Raw genomic sequence first — 19,748 nt, forward strand, 5'->3', positions numbered from 1 at the left:
CGAGAACGATGACGAGATTGTGACGGCTACAATCGCAAATCGGAACCGACAAAGACGACGCTCAGCTTCGGCCCTGACCGACGCCCCGGACCTGCTCGACTTCGGCCTCGATGTGCACCGAATCGGGGAAATTCTGCGAGGCGATGTTCCGGGCGAGGTTGTCGTGGCCGTGAATCTCGAGCTCGCGGGTGAAGACGGTGTAGGTCCACGCAGAAAAGCGGCGGTCGTCGTCCGCGTGAAGTCGGCGGTGCTGTGGAACGGTGTACTTTTCCGGCGGATGGGAGTGTGGTCCCTTCAGCGCGGCTCCTTTCTTCTCGGCGGTCGCCTTGATGTCCTCGACGATGCCGTCCAGGGCGGCCCGATCCCCACTCTGGAGTCTGAGACGGGTGACGAAGGTCATGGTTGTATTATGCACTAATCCACGACGGGGACAGAAAAAGGTGCTGAGTCGCGTTCACCGGAGACGAACAGTCCGATATTCTCTTAACGTCCGGCCTGCTATTTCTGGCAATGGCAGTCGAAGCTACGAGCGCAGGCGCGATCCTCTTCCGCGACACGCGGGGCCGGCGCGAGTATCTTCTACTCAAGAGCCGCCCGGGCGACTGGGAGTTTCCGAAGGGCGGTGTCGAGGGAGAGGAAGAACTACAGCAGACGGCGATCCGCGAAATCAAGGAAGAGGCAGGTATCGAACAGTTCAGACTACTCGACGGCTTCCGCGAGGACTACGACTACGTCTTCGAGGCGAACGGGAAGACGATCCACAAGACCGTCCACCTCTTCGTCGCGAAGTCGTTCGAAGCGAGTGCGGAACTCTCGAGGGAACACCGGGACCTCCAGTGGCGTGACTACGAGCAGGCGGTCAACACGGTCACCCAGGACGGGCCCCGCGAGATCCTCGAGCAGGCCCACGTCTACCTCGACGACCTCGAGGAAGACGGCGAGATTTAGGTCTCGCTGAGCCGCCATCGAGAGCCGCCCCGGGGAGCGGTTGCGCCGTCTCCGAGAGTCGTTCAGCACTCCGTAACCGTTCAGCAGCGAATTCGGATGCGACCCCGGTGTCCGCCAGCCACGGCTCGAGTAACGAGCGTTTTTGATCCCCGACCTCCTACGACGGCCGTGAACCGGGTCGCGACCGAGAGTGAGAGTGAGTTCCACTTCGAACTGCGGACCTGCCGCTGGGCCGAACGCGAGTGGGCGGCCGACTCGAGCGACGCTGCCGTCCTGGTCGCCCGGCAACTCGGGACGAAGCGGCGTCGCTGGGATACCATCGTCCTCGAGTGTGACCCCGACGCGCTCCGCCACCGCGCGAAGTTCGGCGAGAAACGCCTCGACGGGGACCTGCTGCACGTCCTCCGAAACGCGCCCGAGGAGTGGGCGTACTACCGCGACTGTCTCCCCGACCCCGGCTACCCGTGGCGCTACGTCCGCGAATCGATCCACGAGGCCGACGACCGCGGAATTCTCGAGACGCGCCGGAACGGCAACCGGATCGAGATCCGACGCAAGTGGCCCTACCGCAAGTGGATACGCCGGATCGTCGCCATCGAGAACAAGCCGGACCTCGACGCGAGCGCCGCACGCGCCCTGCGCCCGCAACTCGAGTACGACGTGGCGATGGCGCTGGCCGACGAGGTGTGGGTGGCCACCCGAAAGACGGGCGAACGGATCGAACCCGCCCTGCTCGAGCGCCTACCGGTCGAGGCGGGCATCCTGACGCTCGATCCCGACTCGCTCGAGAGCGAGGTGGCGTGGTATCCCCGGCGTCTCGACGTCGACGGGCCGGGTACGCGCATCCTCGAACGACCGACGGGTGGCCCGCGAGACGCGTCACCAGCACAGTTCGAGTACGTCGATCCCGAAGCCAAGGCGCGAAAACGGCTCGAAATCGCCGAGCGCGCGTACGAACGCGGCTGGCGGGCGTTCGTCGACACAATGCGTTCCGATTGCCGACACTTCGAGTTACGGTCGGCGGGTCAGCTCCTGCCGTGGTGTGCGGCGAAGGGGCGCTGTCAGACGGCCGCGGAGTGTAGCAGTCGCTGTTCGCACGTCGAACCCGAACCGCCCGCGTGGCGGACCCGCGGCTGGCCGATCGAGGGTGGGCCCGGCAAGCGAGCGAAGGCACTGCTCGAGGAGCGGCGACGACGGCGGCGCCCTGGGCTGTGAGCCGCCGTGCGTGGCCTGGATGCGGATAGCTCTCGAGTTGCTCGATCAGCGTCGCTGCTCGAGATTCAGGTTAAGACCGTTGCCGGCTCAGAATGGGTTTTCGTTCGACACACTACAGCTGTGGCGAACGGATTGACGTCGCGTCGAACTCCCCGAGGAGGTACGCCCGCCCGCGATCGGTGATCCGAAATCGCAATGCGTCGGAAGCGACCAGCCCGGCGTCCTCGAGCGTCTCGAGTCGCTTGTCGACGTAGTCGAGACGGAGCGCGATTCCGAGATCGTTCAGTTCGTCTCGAACGTCTCGAGGGCGGCACCGATCGGTGGAACACAGCAGTTCGAGTATTCGCTCGTCGTTCTTCGACATCCACTCGCCCTGTCTCCTGACGGCGATCGTCATGGGCCGACCACCGTCCGACGATCCGGCGTCCGCGTCAGTTCGTGGAAGTGTTCGTCACAGAGACACGGGACGTCGCCGTCCTCGAGCACGCTCGTCGAGACCAGCGACTGATCCCGGGTCTCTACCTGGGAGAGATATCGCGGGAGGGAAATCTGGCCGTCGCGTCGACAGAGTTCGCACTCGGTGCCGTCTCGGCGGCTCGCGTACTGGAGCGTCTTGCCGAATTCGTCTTTCTCGCAGTTCATACACAGCCGACCGATTTCTGCGCCGCTGTATAGATCGATCGCAGCCCTGTTGTACCCTGCCTCATTCCCACATATCACACAATTCATACATGATCCCTGTTTCACCTTCCGGGAAATCGAGTTAAGCACCAATTTCACTTAAAGGAGGCCAGCGTGGCGAAATTGAACGGACGTGCGCGTTCACAGAGGTGTGTATATCTGGTATCGATGCACACCCGTCTATCGATTCCGAGTCGGAAGACGACCGGTTCACGTCCAGACCATTACATGTTCGATTTATGGTGGTGTCTCGGTTCTCGCGGGAGCAGTGACGTCAAAGTCCGCCACGTCTGGTGGTTTCTCGCTGTTCGTCCAGTAGAAAGTTCGGTTCAACGCCCCTACGTGTGTCGATTTGAACGTTTTATATACCCCTCCGTTTCGTGTACTCGTTTGGCATCCGTCCGATTGTCTGATCCGTGACCGGACGGCTCGTCTCCTCGCACAGAGAACCTCGACAATAGATCGTTACCTTTGGTGAAACCAATTTTTCGGGACGGATGACTACCCGATCGAGTGACGTTGGAGTAACCGAACGACGTCGACACTCGAGGGCGCTACAGCCCGATCTCGCGGCCGATCACGAGGTGCTGGATCTCGCTCGTGCCCTCGCCGATCTCCATCAGTTTCGCGTCGCGGTAGAAGCGCTGGGGAGCGAAATCAGTCGTGTAGCCGTAGCCGCCCAGCACCTGGACGGCATCCTCAGCGACCTTCCGGGCCGCCTCGCTGGCGTCGAGTTTGGCGAGAGCCGACTCCTTCGTCACCGATTGCCCGTTGTCGTACCGACTGGCGGCCTTGTGGGTCAACAGTCGGGCACGCTCGGTCTTGCGGTGCATGTCCACGAGTTTGTCCCGGATTGCGTCGAACTTACAGATCGGTTTGCCGAACTGTTCGCGCTCTTTGCTGTAGGCGTGGGCGTGCTCGTAGGCGCCCTGGGCGAGCCCCGTCGAGATTGCCGCGATGGAGATGCGGCCGCCGTCGAGGGTCTTCTTTGTCTGGTCCCAGCCCTCGCCGACGTCGCCGAGGAGCCGATCCTCGGGGACGCGAACGTCGTCGAGGGAAATCTCGCAGGTTGGGGAAGCGTTGAGCCCCATCTTGTCCCACACCGTCGTCACCTCGAATCCGTCGTCCTCGGGGTCGACGATGAACGTCGAGATGCCGTCGTAGCCCGCCCCGGGGTCAGTGACAGCCTTCACGAGCACCGAACCCGCGACGCTCGCGTTCGTGATGAACTGCTTTGTCCCATTGAGCACCCACTCGTCTCCTTCTTTCACGGCTCGAGTGTCCATGTCCGACGCGTCAGAGCCACTGCCGGGTTCGGTGAGCGCCCAGCCACCGAGGTACTCGCCCTCCGCGAGCGGACGAAGCCAGCGCTCTTTCTGTTCCTCGGTACCGAACAGCTCGAGCGGCTTCGAGGCCAGCGAAGTGTGTGCGACGTAGGAGAGCGCGACCGAACCCGACACCCGACCGAGTTCTTCGGCGACCACAGCGTACATCAGTGTGTCGCCGCCGAGTCCGCCGTACTCCTCGGAAATGGGGACGCCCATCACGTCGAGTTCGCCGAGCTGGGCGAAGATTTCCTCGGGGAAGCGGTGTTCGTCCTCGATCTCCTGGGCGATCGGCTCGATTTCCTCCTCGCAGAACTCCCGGACGGTGTCCCGGATCATCCGGTGCTCGTCGGGCAGATCGAACTCCATGCGCAATACTTGCCGACCGGTGAAATAAACGCTCCGAAGACCAGCCGGTCGGCGGATGTCAGGGGTTACCAGCCGCGGTCCCGGTCCTGGTCGCGGTCCCGGTCCTCGTCGTCGTCACGTCCGCTGTCGAAGCGCCAGCCGTCGTCGTCGCTCGTATCGTCGTCCCACGAACTCGAGTCGTTCCAGTCGTCTCCGTCGGATCCGCCGTTTGAGCCGGGACCGGAGCCGGGGCCGACGGGCCCGCCCGTCCGAACCGCGTTTCGCCGCTCCGGGATCAGATCGAGGTCCGGGCTCGTGTCGCCGAGCAGCAGGAAGCCGTAGTACCGGAAGTACGAGTCGATAGGGACGCGGAGCAAAAGCGCGGCCAGGAAGATACAGAGGAGGCCGACGGCGGCGACGACGGCAGCGAGATAGATGGCCGGGCCGCCGACGACGACGAAGATCGCCCCGACGACCACGAACGGAATCGCGACGACCACGGCGACGATGGCGGCCAGGATCCCGTAGCCGAAGCTCACCACGAGCTGCAAGATCCACACCAGGATCACGTAGACCGCGTACTCTGCCAGGTTCGATCGAAGCGTCGGCAGGAATCGGCTCCAGCCGGAGAGCACTCCGCGGTCCTCGAGCACCATGATCTGGGTGACGAAGATTGTGGTGAAGCGATTGACGAGCGCGTACGCGAGCCCCAGGACGATCGCGCCGAAGACGTACAGGGCGCCGAGGGCGGCGAGTCCCGCCGAGAACTCGGTCGCGCTCGCCACCACGTACCAGATCGGGACGAGGAGGGGAACGAGTACCGCGAGCAGCAAGGCGAGTCGAAAGCCGAACAGCCGCAAGCCGTCCCCGAGGTGGCTCCGCGTGTACCGTCTGACCTGGACGGCGTCCGTCCGGAGCGATTCGATGAAGACGAACTCCATGATCGACCCCACCAGCACGTAGAGGAGCCAGAGGAGGAACAGACCGACGATGAGGGCAGCGACGGCGTACAGCACCGTCTCGAACGGAGGACCGTCGGTGACCTGCGACTCGTACTCGGCCTCGAGGTCCGCGAGGGAGTCGATGTCGGTCGTCTCTTCCGGCGCAGTGTCCGTGCCGGTCGAGGGCGCGCCCGGTCCACCGAAGGTAGCCCCGCCGATGAAAAACAGGACGAGCGCCAGTTTGATCCACGTACCGGCGTCGATTGGCGTCAGTCGGTCCCGCGTGACGTCGATCGCGTCGCCGAGATTATCAATCGCGTGCATGGTTTTCTGGAATTACGATTCGAGGCCGTAAAATACTGCGGTATTCGAGCGAAGAAGGGCCGGACCCCTCCGGTGCCGCTGCGCTTTCACAGCGAACTGAGCACGGCGACCGGACAGGGAGCGTTCTGTATGACGTGCTCGACGTTCGGTCCGAGGAAGGCTCGTCCGGAGATCGGTCGCGTATTCGATCCCATCACGATCACGTCGGTCCCGTTTCGACGGGCAATTTCGACGAGCTTCGCACCGGGATCGTCCGATACCGCAACTGTCGTCACTACCTTTGCCCCGAGTTGCCTACCCAGTTCCGCCTCACGGTCGACGATCCGGCCCCCGACCTCGATCTCGCTCGAGAGGTTCGGATCGGCGGCAAACTGGTCGTCCGACTGCGGCCTATCGACGACGTGGACGACTTCGACCAGCGCGCTCTCTTCGGCCGCGATGGTAAACGCCAGTTCGGCGGCGTGTCGACTGGAGAGCGTGCCGACGGTCGGTAGGAGGATTCGGCGAATCGGCTCGTCGATCCGATCGGGTACTCGATCCATCGAGTACGGCGTGCTGACGACCATCGCTGGACACGGCGTCCGCTGGACGACTCGATCGACCGTCTCGCTGTACAGCGGTTCGCCGGGGTAGCCGCCGAGGCTTCGCTCGCCGAGGACGACGAGATCGTAGCCCACGTTGACCTCCTCGAGAATCGCATTCGACACGCTCGCGTCGGTCCGTCTGGTGAGGCGTCTGGGCTGGCGGTCCTGCTCGCCGAGGCGCATCTCGACTCGAGAGAAGACGCGACCGATTTCGTCTGATCCCGTTGGCGTCGGCACCGTTTCGGACGACTCGTCTCCGCCGCGGGCGTAGCGACCAGGTTGGAGCCACCCCGGAAAGCCAGCCCGCTCGCGGGTTCGTCTCGATTCGTCGGCCGGGTTCACACAGAGCAGATCGAGTTCGACGTCGAGAGTTCGAATTAGCGATCCGATCAGACGGGCGGCGTACTGGGTGTCCGCGCCGCCCTGGGTCGGCAACAGGATTCGAGTGAGGTTGTTGACGAAACTCTCCTGTAAGTACTGTTCGCGCTCGAGGCGCGTTCGTTCTTCCTCGCGCATTTCGATCTTCGGGATCGACCAGCGCATGATCGCCGGGGCCATCAGCGACGTCGCGATGGCGACCGCGACGATGATGCTGTACATGTTCGTCGTCAGGATCCCGAGTCCGAGGCCGACGGTCGCGACGATGATCTCCATCGCGCCCCGGGCGTTCATCCCGCCGCCGATGGTCACGCCCTCCCACCGCGAGAGTCCGGCAAAGCCTGAGACGCCCATGATACCGGCGAATTTGCCGAAACAGGCCACCGCAAGGACGACGAGCCCGACACCGAGGACCGCCGGATCCGCCAGGGCGACGAGGTCCATTCGAAGACCGGCGATGGCGAAAAACAGCGGCGCGAAAATGGAGAGGGTAATCGTCTCGAACGCGTGACGAAGCTGGTAAGTGAACCGTTTGACCTGTCCGACCAACACCCCCACGACGAATGCACCGAGGATTGCCTCGAGCCCCAGGTACTGTGTAATCGCCCCTGCGGCGAGCGCGAAGATCATCAGCGTCGACAGCAGGGCGGTGTCGCTCCCGAGGACGTTGTCGACCCACCTGATCGCGCCGGCAACGAGGGGACGACCGACGGCGAACGCGAGGCCGAGGAAGGCCAGTACCGACAGAACGGTCGTCAGTGCCGAACTGAGGTCGACCACACCGGTTCGGGCGAGCCCGGCGACGGTCGCCAGGAGGATCCAGCCGATCGTATCGTCGACCATGCCGGCGGCGAGGATCAGCTGGCCGATGTCGCGACGGATGGCGCCGAGTTCGATGAGTACCTTCGCAATGACTGGGATGGCGGAGATGCTCATCGCCGTGGCGATGAACAGGCTGAATACGAGGCGCTGGTCGGGAGCGGCGATGAACGGAGCCGGAAGCACCCATCCCAGCGCGAACCCCGTCGAAAAGGGGACGACGATACCGCCGAGCGAGAGTATCACGGCGGTTCGCCCCTTGCTGACGATGAGATCGATGTCCGTCTCGAGGCCTGTGACGACCAGCAGCATGATGAGGCCGATCCAGGAGATGATTTCGAGGAGGTGAAACTGGCTCTCCGAAACCGCGAACACCGACTCGTAGACGCCGGGGACGACCAGGCCGAGCAGGGAGGGGCCGAGAACGACACCGGCCAGGAGTTCGCCGACGACTGCGGGCTGACCGATCGAACTGAAGGCCTCGCTGAGAACCCTGGCGACCAAGAGCAACAGCGTAAGCTGAACGATGACGAGAAGTAGTTCGTGATGCCCGATCGGGTCGATAGCCTCCATGGATTCGGTTCGGACGGTCACTGACGTCGCCGTCTCGTCACGTAATCCGCTGCGAGGGTACTTCGAACCACAGTGCTCGAGCCCGTGATATAATCGAGACGTTACAGTTCTCGTCGAGAGCCTTGAGACCGGACGGGCGCTCTCGGCAGTGGTCGGCCGATCGGGGGTCGGTCGACGTGACAATCGGGACGGTGAACCCGTTCGTCCTCCAGAAGCAGGCGACGGTCTACCGAGTTCGGGAGGCATTTATGATCGTCGCGTCTGTACCACCGGTATGGATATCCGCCAGCTCGCTCGCGGTACGGTGGAGTGGGATCGACTCGAGCGAGTCGTCCGGACCCTGGCGGATCGATACGACCTCGCGGACGTTCGCGTCGACTTCTTCGAGGCCAACAACTGGCTCTCGACGCCGTGCGTGCTCGACGACGAGTACTTCGTCAAGATCGTCTCGCGACAAAACGCCCTCGTTCACGGACTGTTGACCACCGGGCGCAACGTCGGCGCGTTCTCCTCGGGAACGGAGGGCTTTTTTGACCGATTCGAGACGCCCCGCGAGATGGTCGAACACGAGTTCGAGGCAACCCGGCGAATGCGCGAGATTGGGCTCAACGCGCCGCGTCCGATCGACGCCTTCGAGGTCAACGGCCTCGGCGTCCTCGTCCTCGAGTACCTCCCCGACTTTCGAACGCTCGACGAACTCACGGACGACGAGTTCCGCGACGTCTCCTCGACGCTCTTCGAGATGCTCCGGACGCTCCACGACCACGGACTCGCCCACGGCGACCTCCGCGCGGAAAACGTCCTCCTGCTCGAGGGGGACCTCTACTTCATCGACGCGACGAGCGTGAACGAGGGCCGGGTTCGCGAGACGAGGGCGTACGACCTCGCGTGTGCGCTCGCGATGCTCGAGCCGCGAATCGGGGCTCGAGCGGCCGTTGCCGCGGCCGCGGGCGTCTACGACGCGGAGACGCTGTTGTCGGCGCGGTCCTTCCTCGACTTCGTCAGGTTGCGCCCGGATCACGAGTTCGACTCGACGCAGTTGCGAAGCGAGGTCGAGAAGGTCGCCGACATCGGGTATCCCGGCGACGGTTGACGACGTGCCGTGGCCGGGCTCCGCCGCTCGAGAGTCGTCCGAGCCGAGTTTCGCCGCTCGAGAGCCGTCGGCGAGCAACCACCAGGCACCAACCATCCGAAGTCGGTGACCTCGACGCACACTCGATCGCTCGCCTCGAGTAGCAGGCTTTTTCATACCGCTCGGCGAAAATATTGCCGAGCATGAGTCAAGACGACCCTTCGCAGACGTACGGCCACTACGTCGGTGGCGAGTGGACCGACGGGACCGGCGACGACACCTTCGGGAGCGAGAACCCGGCGACGGGCGAGACACTCGCCGAATTCCACCGTGGAACCGAGGCCGACGTCGACGCCGCGCTCGAGGCCGCCGACGAGGCGTTCGACGAGTGGCGGGAACTCTCTTACATCGACCGCGCGGAGTACCTCTGGGACATCTACCACGAGCTGCGCGACCGGACCGACGAACTCGCCGAGATCGTCACGAAAGAGTGTGGCAAGGAAATCTCTGAGGGCCGTGCGGACGTCGTCGAGGCCTACCACATGGTCGAGTGGGCCGCGGGTAACGCCCGTCACCCGCACGGGGACGTCGTCCCGAGCGAGGTCGGCGCGAAAGACGCCTACATGCGGCGCAAACCGCGGGGCGTCATCGGCTGTATTACCCCGTGGAACTTCCCGGTCGCCATCCCGTTCTGGCACATGGCCATCGCGCTGGTCGAGGGCAACACCGTCGTCTGGAAGCCCGCCGAGCAGACGCCGTGGTGCGGCCAGATCATCGCCGAGATGATGGAAGACGCCGGCGTCCCCGAGGGCGTCTTCAACATGGTACAGGGCTTCGGCGACGCCGGGGCCTCGATCGTCGACGACTCCCGGGTCGACACCGTCCTCTTTACGGGCTCCGCCGAGGTCGGGCACGAGATCGCCGGCAAGGTCGGCGGCGAACCCGGCAAACTCGCGGCCTGCGAGATGGGCGGGAAGAACGGAATCGTCATCACCGAAAACGCCGACCTCGACATCGCCGTCCACTCGGCGGTCATGTCGAGCTTCAAGACCACCGGCCAGCGCTGCGTCTCGAGCGAGCGCCTGATCGTCCACGAGGAGGTCTACGACGAGTTCAAGGAGCGCTACGTCGAGCTGGCAAAGAGCGTCGCCGTCGGCGACCCGCTCGACGAGAACACGTTCATGGGCCCGGCGATCGAACCGGAGCACGTCGAGAAGATCCACAAACACAACGAGTTGGCGGAAAAGGAGGGCGCCGAGGTCCTGGTCGACCGTGCCGACCTCGAGGCGAGCGAGATTCCCGACGGTCACGAGGACGGTAACTGGGTCGGCCCGTTCGTCTACGAGATCGAGTACGACACCGACCTGCGCTGTCTGAAAGAGGAGTGTTTCGGTCCCCACGTCGCTTTGCTGAAGTACTCGGGTGACATCGAGGAGGCCGTCGAGCTCCACAACGACACGCCCTACGGACTCGCGGGCGCGATCATCTCCGAGGACTACCGGCAGATCAACTACTTCCGCGACCGCGCCGAAATCGGGCTGGCATACGCCAACCTGCCGTGCATCGGTGCGGAGGTCCAGTTGCCGTTCGGCGGCGTGAAGAAATCCGGAAACGGCTACCCCTCCGCTCGAGAGGCCATCGAGGCCGTCACCGAGCGCACTGCCTGGACGCTGAACAACTCGAAGGAGATCCAGATGGCCCAGGGGCTCTCGGCGGACATCACGACCCAGGACGACTAGTGCTGTTCCAGACCTGAACGGCTGGACGAAACCGGATTCGGGTGCCGGTTTCTCGGCAGGCGACGCCCTGGAGAGGACGAGCGACTCGTCTGACCGAACGAAAGCGTCGAACGACGGATCTCTCTATTCTCACCCACGAATCGGTAGGGAATGAGCCGTCGTGCCTCTTCTCGAGGCCGGTTTCGGGTCCTGCGCGCGTTGCAGTATAATTTACGTGTCTCGTTTACGTGTGCGACCGAGAACGTCACGTGTGGCGGGGAAATCGCTTATTGCGTGTCGTCTGTAACATTCGCGTGTTAACAGGCCACGCGATCCCTGACGTCTACAGAACAGCCTGGCGAATAACGGTCGAGCACTGATCCACGCTCGTACTCGACGCCGGTGAATACATGCCCGAAGACGAACCCGCGATAGACGAGGAAGACTACGTCGAAACGGCACCGCTACTGGCCAGCGATTCGTTCTATCGAGCCCTCGCCGAACGCCCCCGCCGTCGCGTGCTCTACCACCTGCTCGAGCGAGACGAGTGTTCGGTCGACGAACTGGCGGACATCCTTGCCGGGTGGGAGACGACGACCGAAACGATGGTCGCTCCCGACCGACGGCGCCAGCACGAGCTCTCGCTGGTCCACAGGCACCTCCCCCTGCTTTCGGAGGCTGGACTGGTTGCGTACGATACCGTGAGCAGGGAGGTCTCGCTCGCGACCGTTCCGGAGCCGGCGAAGGTGCTCCTCCGTCGCGCGATCGAGGCCGAGACCGCGTAGCTCGTCGGAGTGCCGCCGTCGCCCCTCGAGCGGCCGGTTTCGGAACTCACCACCAGCACCATCGACGACCCATGCTCGATACCTACATCGAAGCGGTCGAAGAAGGGCGCAAGTGGCTCACCGTCTACAGCGACGATGACTCGACGGACCTCTCGGATCGGCTCGCCGCGCGAAACGCGACGGTCATCACCCGGCGGCTGCCGCCTCGCGGGCCGCCGCCGTTCGTCACCATTCACGACGGACCGACCTTCGTCGGTGCGGTCAGCCTCGAAACCCTGGAGGAACTGCTCGCGCCGCCGGTAATTCGCCCGACGGATCGGACGGGCCTGTCCGAGGGGTACCGCGCACTCCTCGAGGTGCTCGAGGAAACGCTGTTTACCGCTCTCGATCGCCGACAACTGTTGGCAACCAGCCGCGAGATCGAGGACCGGGCCTTCCGCGTCGGCAACGGAACGGTTCGCGTGGGTTTCCAGCGGCTGTCGGCCTTCGAGCACCAGGTGCCGCTCTACCGACGACTCGGCGAGACAACCAGGCTCGACATTCACGTCTACGGCCGCCCAGACTGGGAGCCGCCGTCGCTCGAGAACGTGCGCTACCACCGGGACGAAGAAAGCGTCCTCGCGCCGTTCTGGTGTCTGGCGTTCGACGGCGGCGAGGACCCGATGCAGGCGTGTGCGCTCGTGGCCCGCGAACGCGAGTCGGGGTTCCTCGGGTTCTGGACGTACGATACCGACTTGGTCGGGGAGATTTTGGAGGCGCTCGAGGCCGTCGAGTAGTCTGTTTGTATCACTCGCGCGAGGTCCAGATACTACCGCCCATCTTACTATGCCTTTTATAGTGATTGGTCGATCCTCTAGACTACGCTGATTGGCCGATGACGGCCGGATCCCGCCGGCGGCTCGTTAACCTAATTCCAGAAGCCGACGGAGAGCCGCCGATTCGCAGAACTTTTGCTCGAGACCGAGAAACGGGTCGGTATGACTGCACCCTGGGCGGACTGGAACCACATCCTCAAACTCGACCCCGACAAGGACCTACCCGAGGGCGTGACCTACGGCGACCTCTGTGCGACCGGCACCGACGCCATCGAGGTCGGCGGGACGATGGGGATGACCGAGGAGAACATGACGGCCGTCATCGAGGCCTGCGCCGAGCACGACGTGCCGCTCTACCAGGAGCCCTCGAACCCGAGCGTCGTCGTCGAGAACGACGGCCTCGAGGGCTACCTCATCCCGACGGTCTTCAACGCCGGGTCGCCGTTCTGGATCACCGGCGCGCACAAGGAGTGGGTCCGCCTGGAGGGCGACCTCGAGTGGGATCGAACGTACATGGAGGCCTACATCGTCATGAACCCTGAGGCCGACGTGGCGACGCTGACGGAGGCCGACTGCGACCTCGCAGCGGACGACGTGGCCGCCTACGCCACCATCGCCGAGCAGATGTTCGGCCAGGAGATCGTCTACGTCGAGTACTCGGGCACCTACGGCGACGTATCGGTCGTCGAGGCAGCCGCGGAGAGCCTCGAGGAGTCGGCGTTGTTCTACGGCGGCGGGATTCACGACTACGACTCGGCCCACCGAATGGCCACCCACGCCGACGTGATCGTCGTCGGCAACCTCGCGCACGACGAGGGCGTGGACGCGGTTCGCGAGACGGTAAAAGCGGCGAACGACGCCTGATCGGTGGACGGCGATTGCCCTCGAGTCACATCCGCTTTCGACCACACGCGACGCTTGGACGACAAGAGGTAACCCGTCAGCCTTCCCTAACTACCGTATGGCCCCATCGACGCATTCGACCGACCGCAGACGACCGCCCGGCCCCGACGGGTTGCCGTTCGTCGGGACGCAGCTCTCCTTCCTCCGCCGACCCTACGAGTTCATGACCGAGACGGCTCGCGAGTACGGGGATATCGTCTCCTGGGACGATCCCATCGGGCCAGTCTACCAGCTCAACCATCCCGATTACATCGAGCACGTGCTGGTCCGAAACAACCAGCACTACGTCAAGGGGACCCTGTTCCAGAACACCCTCCGGCCGATCACCGGCAACGGCATCCTCAACAGCGAGGGTGCGGTCTGGCGGCGCAACCGGCACCTCCTGCAGCCGGCGTTTCACCCCGACCGGATCCGGGAGTACGCGACGATGATGACCGACATCGGCCTCGAGACGACCGATTCCTGGACCGACGGCGAGACGATCCCGTTCCACGAGGAGATGTCGACGCTCACGCTCAGGATCGTCGCTCGGGCACTCTTCGGCGTCGGCATCGACGAACGTCTCGGCGTCGTCTCCTCGGCGCTCGACGACTTCATGCTGGCCTCCGAGACCCTCTCGCACTACATCCTGCCGCCGGGCATCCCGACGCCCTCGAGACGGCGGATCGAGCGCGCACGGGAGCGGCTCGATTCGCTCATTTACGACCTCATCGACGAACGGCGGGCGAACCCGACCGAGAACGACGTCATCTCGAAACTGCTCGAGGTGGAGACCGAGGGCGGCGACCGGCTCTCCGACAAGCAGATCCGCGACGAGGTGACCACCCTCCTGCTCGCGGGCCACGAGACGACGGCGCTCTCGCTGACCTTCACGGCGTACCTGCTCTCGACCCATCCCGCCGTGGAGCGACGGCTGGTCGAGGAACTCGAGGCTGTCCTCGAGGGTGAACCACCGACGATGGCCGACCTCGAGAACCTGACCTACACAGAGCGCGTCGTCGAGGAGTCGATGCGGCTGTACCCGCCGGTTCCGAGCATCGTCCGCGAGGCGGTCAAGCCGGACCTGGTCGGCGGCTACGAGATTCCGCCGGGGGCGACCGTTCAGATGCACCAGTGGGTTGTCCACCGGGACCCGCGGTGGTACGACGATCCGCTGGCATTCCGGCCCGAGCGCTGGACCGACGAGATGCGATCGGCGTTACCGAAACTGGCCTACTTCCCGTTCTCCGCGGGACCGCGACGCTGTATCGGCGACCGGTTCGCGATGCTCGAGGCGCGGCTCCTATTGGCGACGATCTATCAGCGCCACCACCTCGAGCTGGTCCCCGGTACCGAACTGGACCTGATGGCGACAATCACAGCGCGGCCCAGGAAGGAGATTCCGATGACGATTCGGGAGCGGTAACCTATCCGTCGCCACCGGCAGCCTACGTTTCGTCGTCCCAGTACTCGACCTCGTCCTCGAGCCGGTAGTAGCCGTGAACCGACCGTTCGTCGCGCCCGCCGGGCGGTGAACCGGCGTAGACGCCGATCTTTCCCATTTCTGGATAGACCGTCACGTCCGGCTCGTTCATCGTCGAGAAGAGCAGGTATCGGAGCGGTTCGTCGCCGTCGTTGACGATTCGATGGCCGCCCGCCTCGCTCGCCGGAAACGCCGCGAAGTCACCGGACTCGAGCGGAACGGGCCCGTCTTCACACCGGAGCGTCCCCTCGCCGTCCAGGACGAACAGCGCCTCCTCGTTGCCGGTGTGGTAGTGGTACGGCCACGAGCGCTCGCCCGCCGGGAGTTCGTAGAGGCTACAGCCGAGGTCGATGGCATCGGCGGCTTCCGAGAGCTGTTTCCGGCGGAATCGCGCGTCGCCGCGGTCGTAGTCGGTCCACTCGAGGTCGGTATCGTTGATCGGTTGCATACAGTGTCTTCCGGTACAAGCGGGAGTGTCAAAAATGAGAACGGGCAGAGTCTCGTTTCCGACTCGAGCACGAAAGATTGCGCTTAAGTCCCGCCTACGAGAATCGGTGGGTATGCAGGACCGAACCTACACGGCAGACGCCGAGCCAGGCGACCACGTGACGGTCGCCGGCTGGGTCCACGAGGTACGCGACCTCGGCGGAATCGCCTTCCTGATCCTCCGGGACACCTCGGGCAAGATCCAGGTCAAGTTCGAGAAGGACGAGATGGACGAGGACCTCGTCGAGACTGGTCTCGACGTCGCCCGCGAGAGCGTCATCAGCGTCACCGGCGAGGTCGCCGAGGAACCGCGCGCGCCAACGGGCGTCGAAATCACCCCCGAGGATCTCGAGGTCGTCGCACCCGCCGACCCACAGCTCCCGCTCGACCCCTCTGAGAAGGTCGACGCGGAGCTGTCGACACGACTCGACAACCGAACGCTGGACCTCCGCAAGGACGACGTGCAGGCGATTTTCGAGATTCGCGCCGAGATTCTGCGGGCCGTCCGCGAGCACTTCCGCGAGGTCGGCTGTACCGAGATCACGACGCCGAAGATCGTCGCCACCGGGACCGAGGGCGGCACCGAACTCTTCCCGATCACCTACTTCGGCGAGGAGGCGTTCATGAACCAGAGCCCGCAGCTGTTCAAGCAGCTGATGGTCGGCTCCGGCCTCGAACGCGTCTTCGAGATCGGGCCCATCTTCCGCGCCGAGGAGCACAACACGCCCCGTCACCTCAACGAGGCGACGATGATCGACTTCGAGTCGGCGTTCATCGACCACCACGAGGCGATGGACGTTTGCGAGGGTACGCTCAAGGCCGCCTACCAGGCGGTCGCCGAGAACTGCGAAGCGCAGCTCTCCCTGCTCGGCTACGACGACTTCGAGCCGCTCGACGAGGCGTTCCCCCGCCTCACCTACGAGGAGGCCATCGAGCGCGTCAACGCGACGGGCGAGGTCGACGAGCAGCTGGTCTGGGGCGACGACCTCTCGACGGAGGCTGAGAAGGCACTCGGCGAGGACATCGGCAGCCACTACTTCGTCACCGACTGGCCCAGCGAGATCAAGCCGTTCTACATCCAGGACCACGACGACGACCCCGACCTCTCGAAGGGGTTCGACCTGATGCACCCCCGGATGGAACTGGTCTCGGGCGGCCAGCGCGAGCACCGCTACGAGAACCTCGTCGCCGGCTTCGAACAGCAGGGCCTCGACCCCGAGCAGTTCGACTACTACACGAAGATGTTCCGCTACGGGATGCCGCCCCACGCCGGGTGGGCCTACGGCGTCGAGCGCGTCGTGATGACGATGCTGGGGCTCGAGAACATTCGGGAGGCTGTTCTCTTCCCGCGAGATCGCCAGCGTCTGAGTCCGTAGGACGAAGACCTATGAACAGCGAGACAAGCGAAGCGACGTCTCGCCGGACCGACAGCGGCTGAGCCCGTACGGGCTCGCCGAAGTCAGTCGAGCGACAGTTCACATATCGAGACTGTCACCGTCCACCCCCACGAGCGAGGTGTCTAGACGCGAGCGAGACCGTAACTTCTCCTCTCAGAAATTGGCCCATCCTCTCAGGATTCGGTCCTCGAGGCTTCGTCTCTGGCGTTTCGAGTGGAAATGGAACCAAAAACGAATACGGTCACCGCCGCTCGAGCACAGTCCCACCTTCTCCGACGGCAACTGCTCGATCGGGACCGATCGCGACGCCGTGGAGGGGGCCGCTCGCGCCGGTCACGGCGTGTTCCCAGTCGGCCGTGCGGTCGGGACGGTCGTAGACGCCGCCCTGGTCGTCGATCGCCACGAGGTGGTTCCCCGCTCGAGCGAGGGCGGTGATCGCGTCGTCGCCGACGCGGTCGGGCGTCCACGCGGGCGGAGATTCGTCGTATCGGTAGACGAAGCCGGCGTCGGTGCTCGCGTGGCACGCCGTTTCCCCGCCTTCGCCCTCCCCATCGCCTACGTCCTCGCCCGCCACGACGTCGGTCAACGTCCCCTCCGATCCGTCGATGCCAATCGTGTCGAACGTGCGGCCGCCGTCGTCGGTCCGGAACACGCCGTCGTTGGTGTCACAGCAGTACCCGGTCTCGTCGTCGCGCAAGGTCACACCGGACAGGCTCGAGCCGCTGCCGGGCGTGACGGGTTCGGCCCACGCGAGGTCGCCGTTCCGGTATCGGCCCCTGACGACCGCTCCCGACCCGGTGATCAGGAGGACGGTCTCGTCGCCGGTCGGGCCCGCGGCGGCCAGACCGGCCAGGTTGTCGGTTCGGTCGTCCGGGGCGGAGAAGTCCGTGTGGCGCCCGGTCGCCATCTCGAGGCGGGCGACTGCGCCGCCGCCGCCAGCGATCCAGGCTACGCCGCCGTCGTCCGTCACGTCGACGCCGTGGAGGTCCTGGTCCTGGCCGGCGGGACCGTGCTCGAGGACTGCTTCCCACTCGTCGTCGGTAGCCAGGAGGGCCGTGCCGCCGGTTCCGACGGCGACGGCGCCCGTGCCGACGGCGACGTCGTGGAGAGTGGCGTCGGTCGGGCTGTCGACGGTGGTCCAGTGTGCCTTCTCGGGACGGCTCGAGGGGCCCGAGGTGCCATTGGCGGCAGTATCCACAGCGCTGTCAGTGTCCGTGTCGGTGCCCGTGTCCGAACCGACATCTGCGTTCGTGTGCTCGTCAGCGTCCGAACCGGCGCCGGTAGACGTGCCCATCCCCGAGTTCGTTTCAACCCTCCGTGTCGACCGCGTGTTCCCGCCGCTCGAGACTGGTTTGGGCCGGTCGGCACGCGGGTCGGTTTTCGCCCTCGATCGAGACACGTCGCCGTCCGTCGCGGTCACGGCTCCGGATCGGCGTCCGCGAGCGACGTAGAGTACAATCGGTGGAACGACGTAACTGGCGAGCGCCAGGACGGCGAACCCACGGTAATAGATGGTCAGTGTGCCGAAGGCGGTCAATCCGGCCGTCGCGACAGCGTGGACCCAGGTCTTCGTATACCGTCTGAAGAACGCGCCGAAATTGTCGGTCTTCGTGTTCGTGGCCATCGTGAGGGGTGGTTGGGCGGATCGCCCGGTTCGGGGCTCGAGGCTCGAGGTTCGAATGTCGAGTTCGGTCGTGGCGACATTTCCCCCGGGAGCGAGGCAACTCGCCCAGTCGTCGTACCGGTACTGGGCGCTCGGGACGGAAAAGCCACGCCCATGTGTTTGCCGGAACGGCTCCCGTTGGGCAGAATCTTCAACGTTATATCCGCCGGGCCGAAACGACGACCGTATGCGCGAGGAGGCGACGGCGTTCGTTCCCGGCCACATCACCGGGTTTTTCAGCGCCCACCCGGACGACGACCCGACGAAAGCCGGCTCTCGAGGCGCGGGGCTGACGCTGACCGACGGCGTCGACGTGACGGTGACACGGGCCGACGACCCGGCCATTTCCCTCGAGGGCGAGCGCGTCGACATCGACCCCGTCTATACGGTACTCGAGACGCTCGAGGCGCCGGCGCGAGTCGACGTCGAGTCCTCGCTCCCGCTCGGATCCGGGTTCGGCATCTCCGGGGCCACGGCGCTGGGTGCGGCGCTGGCCGCCAATCATGTCTTCGATCGACGCCTCTCGTACAACGAACTGGTGACGATCGCCCACGGCGCGGAGGTCCAGGCCGGGACCGGACTCGGCGACGTCGTCGCCCAGGCCCACGGAGGGATTCCGATTCGGCTCGAACCGGGCGCGCCAGCCCACAACGTTCTGGACGCGATTCCCGCGCGAGCTCGCGTGGAATACCTCTCGTTCGGTGGGTTATCGACGGCGGACGTCATCACGGGCGACACGGACGTGCTGTCAGCGGCCGGGCAGGAGGCGCTCTCGCTGGTCGTCGACGAACCGACGCTCACGTCGTTCATCTACGCCTCCCGCCGGTTCGCTCGCGAGGCGGGGCTGCTCACCGACGAGGTGCGCGAGGTCCTCGAGGACGTCGCAGCCGTCGAGGGTCAGGCGTCGATGGCGATGCTCGGCAACACGGTGTTCGCGCTCGGCACGGGTCTGTCGGATGCGGGCTACGAGCCATCGGTGTGTGGGACCCACTCGGCCGGTGCCGTACTGAAGTGACGAATTCGATTCCTCGTTCTTTCGTATCACCGTCGAGCGAAGCGTCCGTGGCCGACTGGAGCAGGGGAATCCAATCCGGAAGCGGCGGAGAGATACGACACCAGCTTTAGTAACGGCTGAAGCTATCAGTTTCCCGGCACAGTCTCCGAAACTCGAGGCCGCGATCGATGCGACCCGCTCGATCGAACCGCGTCGCTGGCTGGCCGCCCGCTCGACGGTGCGGTTCCGACCGCGACGTCTACGGCGTCTATGGCGTTTCCGGTCACCGTGACGGCCCCGACCGAATCGGTGACCGA

The 19,748-nt window shown here is 64.8% G+C and carries 18 protein-coding genes; 10 read left to right on the plus strand and 8 right to left on the minus strand.

Features of this window, described 5'->3' with window-relative positions; genetic code table 11:
• Positions 1 to 61: 61 nt before the first annotated feature.
• Positions 62 to 400, minus strand: a complete 339-nt coding sequence (locus ACFQS4_RS19465) for an uS10/mL48 family ribosomal protein (protein ID WP_254157954.1) — start codon at positions 398 to 400, stop codon at positions 62 to 64.
• 110 nt (positions 401 to 510) lie between these two features.
• Between ACFQS4_RS19465 and ACFQS4_RS19470 the strand changes: the two genes are divergently transcribed.
• Positions 511 to 948, plus strand: coding sequence for a bis(5'-nucleosyl)-tetraphosphatase (locus ACFQS4_RS19470; RefSeq protein ID WP_253437843.1), 438 nt, complete (start codon positions 511 to 513; stop codon positions 946 to 948).
• A 168-nt stretch (positions 949 to 1,116) separates the two neighbouring features.
• Entirely contained in the window at positions 1,117 to 2,163 is a 1,047-nt protein-coding gene (locus tag ACFQS4_RS19475; RefSeq protein WP_500195630.1) for a DUF5787 family protein, read from the plus strand.
• Between the two features lie 112 nt (positions 2,164 to 2,275).
• Here the strand turns inward: ACFQS4_RS19475 and ACFQS4_RS19480 are convergent, their stop codons facing one another.
• From ACFQS4_RS19480 to ACFQS4_RS19500, 5 genes are all read right to left on the minus strand, one after another.
• Positions 2,276 to 2,560, minus strand: coding sequence for a MarR family transcriptional regulator (locus ACFQS4_RS19480; protein ID WP_500195633.1), 285 nt, complete (start codon positions 2,558 to 2,560; stop codon positions 2,276 to 2,278).
• Complete coding sequence (locus ACFQS4_RS19485) at positions 2,557 to 2,805, minus strand: hypothetical protein (protein ID WP_500195635.1); 249 nt, start codon at positions 2,803 to 2,805, stop codon at positions 2,557 to 2,559. Before ACFQS4_RS19485 ends, ACFQS4_RS19480 begins: the two co-directional genes overlap by 4 nt.
• A 593-nt stretch (positions 2,806 to 3,398) precedes the next feature.
• Complete coding sequence (locus ACFQS4_RS19490) at positions 3,399 to 4,538, minus strand: acyl-CoA dehydrogenase family protein (RefSeq protein WP_500195638.1); 1,140 nt, start codon at positions 4,536 to 4,538, stop codon at positions 3,399 to 3,401.
• Positions 4,539 to 4,603: 65 nt separating this feature from the next.
• A complete protein-coding gene (locus ACFQS4_RS19495; RefSeq protein ID WP_500195640.1) occupies positions 4,604 to 5,782 on the minus strand; it encodes a DUF7544 domain-containing protein in 1,179 nt (392 codons plus the stop codon).
• Positions 5,783 to 5,868: 86 nt separating this feature from the next.
• Entirely contained in the window at positions 5,869 to 8,136 is a 2,268-nt protein-coding gene (locus ACFQS4_RS19500) for a cation:proton antiporter domain-containing protein (RefSeq protein ID WP_500195642.1), read from the minus strand.
• A 274-nt stretch (positions 8,137 to 8,410) separates the two neighbouring features.
• Here ACFQS4_RS19500 and ACFQS4_RS19505 point away from each other — a divergent pair, with 274 nt between their 5' ends.
• From ACFQS4_RS19505 to ACFQS4_RS19530, 6 genes are all read left to right on the plus strand, one after another.
• Positions 8,411 to 9,229, plus strand: a complete 819-nt coding sequence (locus ACFQS4_RS19505; protein WP_500195644.1) for an RIO1 family regulatory kinase/ATPase domain-containing protein — start codon at positions 8,411 to 8,413, stop codon at positions 9,227 to 9,229.
• 182 nt (positions 9,230 to 9,411) lie between these two features.
• Positions 9,412 to 10,947 (plus strand): aldehyde dehydrogenase family protein, encoded by a 1,536-nt coding sequence (locus ACFQS4_RS19510; protein ID WP_500195647.1) that lies wholly within the window; start codon positions 9,412 to 9,414, stop codon positions 10,945 to 10,947.
• Between the two features lie 389 nt (positions 10,948 to 11,336).
• Positions 11,337 to 11,711: a DUF7344 domain-containing protein gene (locus ACFQS4_RS19515; protein ID WP_500195649.1), complete on the plus strand. Its 375-nt coding sequence runs from the start codon at positions 11,337 to 11,339 to the stop codon at positions 11,709 to 11,711.
• 71 nt (positions 11,712 to 11,782) lie between these two features.
• On the plus strand, positions 11,783 to 12,487 hold the full coding sequence (locus tag ACFQS4_RS19520) for a DICT sensory domain-containing protein (RefSeq protein WP_500195653.1): 705 nt from the start codon (positions 11,783 to 11,785) through the stop codon (positions 12,485 to 12,487).
• A 201-nt stretch (positions 12,488 to 12,688) separates the two neighbouring features.
• Complete coding sequence (locus ACFQS4_RS19525) at positions 12,689 to 13,390, plus strand: phosphoglycerol geranylgeranyltransferase (RefSeq protein ID WP_500195656.1); 702 nt, start codon at positions 12,689 to 12,691, stop codon at positions 13,388 to 13,390.
• Positions 13,391 to 13,487: 97 nt separating this feature from the next.
• Positions 13,488 to 14,834, plus strand: a complete 1,347-nt coding sequence (locus ACFQS4_RS19530) for a cytochrome P450 (protein WP_500195658.1) — start codon at positions 13,488 to 13,490, stop codon at positions 14,832 to 14,834.
• A 22-nt stretch (positions 14,835 to 14,856) separates the two neighbouring features.
• Here ACFQS4_RS19530 and ACFQS4_RS19535 read toward each other — a convergent pair whose 3' ends face one another.
• A complete protein-coding gene (locus tag ACFQS4_RS19535) occupies positions 14,857 to 15,339 on the minus strand; it encodes a cupin domain-containing protein (protein ID WP_500195660.1) in 483 nt (160 codons plus the stop codon).
• Positions 15,340 to 15,451: 112 nt separating this feature from the next.
• Here ACFQS4_RS19535 and aspS point away from each other — a divergent pair, with 112 nt between their 5' ends.
• Complete coding sequence (aspS, locus tag ACFQS4_RS19540; protein WP_500195663.1) at positions 15,452 to 16,753, plus strand: aspartate--tRNA(Asn) ligase; 1,302 nt, start codon at positions 15,452 to 15,454, stop codon at positions 16,751 to 16,753.
• Between the two features lie 262 nt (positions 16,754 to 17,015).
• On the opposite strand, the gene ACFQS4_RS19545 is transcribed toward aspS, so the two are convergent.
• Positions 17,016 to 18,398, minus strand: a complete 1,383-nt coding sequence (locus ACFQS4_RS19545) for a WD40/YVTN/BNR-like repeat-containing protein (protein ID WP_500195665.1) — start codon at positions 18,396 to 18,398, stop codon at positions 17,016 to 17,018.
• A gap of 226 nt (positions 18,399 to 18,624) precedes the next feature.
• Here ACFQS4_RS19545 and ACFQS4_RS19550 point away from each other — a divergent pair, with 226 nt between their 5' ends.
• On the plus strand, positions 18,625 to 19,452 hold the full coding sequence (locus tag ACFQS4_RS19550; protein WP_500195667.1) for a pantoate kinase: 828 nt from the start codon (positions 18,625 to 18,627) through the stop codon (positions 19,450 to 19,452).
• Positions 19,453 to 19,748 lie beyond the last annotated feature (296 nt).

It is taken from the genome of Saliphagus sp. GCM10025317, from assembly GCF_042663665.1.
Lineage (GTDB): Archaea > Halobacteriota > Halobacteria > Halobacteriales > Natrialbaceae > Natronosalvus.